Annotated in this window: 2 protein-coding genes; both read right to left on the bottom strand. The window is 34.9% G+C overall.

Going from position 1 to position 953, the window contains the following annotated elements:
* Window positions 1-201: 201 nt before the first annotated feature.
* Window positions 202-531 (bottom strand): hypothetical protein, encoded by a 330-nt coding sequence (locus tag MWU82_RS24010; RefSeq protein WP_247098279.1) that lies wholly within the window; start codon window positions 529-531, stop codon window positions 202-204.
* On the bottom strand, window positions 521-953 hold a 433-nt coding region (locus tag MWU82_RS24005), incomplete at its 5' end, for a contact-dependent growth inhibition system immunity protein (RefSeq protein WP_348647013.1). The genes MWU82_RS24010 and MWU82_RS24005, both read right to left, overlap by 11 nt.

The following is a 953-nucleotide window of genomic DNA, read 5'->3' as shown; positions in this document are numbered from 1 at the left end:
TAACGGTTGAGCTATGAACAGTACGGGAGCAAACTAGAATCTGCTTTCCGCCACGCACATAGCGAAATCTTTTTGTTTTGATTTATTTTTTCCTGTCCAGAGCAAAATCCAAAAGATTTTGCGGACTTCATAAAAATACACAAACCCTTTGATTAAGTCCGAAGCCCGTATTGTTTATAGGTTGTGTTGTACACAGGCTTTTTATTCCGTTTCTGCTTGGGATTTATATTTTTCCACGAACTCTTTGGCGTCTCTCATATTTTCAGGGTAAGTCGCATAGTTAGCTAAAACCGTTATTCCTCGAACTTCATAAATCCGTTCGTAAACGTGCTCATAAAGAAAGCCCCTTTCCATCAAAAATTTGGCAACTTCCCATTTCTTCTTGTCCTTTTGTTTTGGAGGTCGGAATCTATGAGTTATTTGTTTCATTAATTTTCCACAATCCGGACATTTTGATTCTCCAATGTTATTTAAGTCAGTTCCTTGATTGAACGCTTTCTTACAATCAAAACAAACGTTTTTAAAACCCATTTTCGAGTCGATTTAATAGTTCATTGAATTCCTTTTCTCCGAGTTCATTTTTTATCAATTCCGAATTCCGCGTCACAATGCGTTTAAAAATTCCGAATTCCTTCTTATTTTCCTTCCAAAATTCAGATGGTATTTTTGAAACAGCGATTAACAAATCCCCTTCATAAAGATTCCCTTCCGCAATAGCATTCCGTTCTAATGTTTTCAAAACGATTCCGATTAAATATTCAATTCCGATTTTTTGAGAAATCAAAAGCCTTAGTTGTTCAATGTTTAAATCTTCAATTGGAATCTTTCTGTATTTATAACAATTTTCTACCAGTCCGGTTGGAAATTCCGATGGATCCGTAGAATAGTCTTTTTCTAATTGTTTTATTGACTTTTTATAGAATTTGGGTTCCATTATCAGCTTGTGTACAACG

The organism is Arenibacter sp. S6351L (genome assembly GCF_023016025.1).
Lineage (GTDB): Bacteria > Bacteroidota > Bacteroidia > Flavobacteriales > Flavobacteriaceae > Arenibacter > Arenibacter algicola_B.
Note: the sequence above shows the minus strand (reverse complement) of the source record. Positions and strands in the feature narration are given on the sequence as shown.

Excerpts from the sequence above, each read along its gene's own strand:
- MWU82_RS24010 (WP_247098279.1), bottom strand. The coding sequence starts at position 531 with ATGGGTTTTAAAAACGTTTGTTTTGATTGTAAGAAAGCGTTCAATCAA.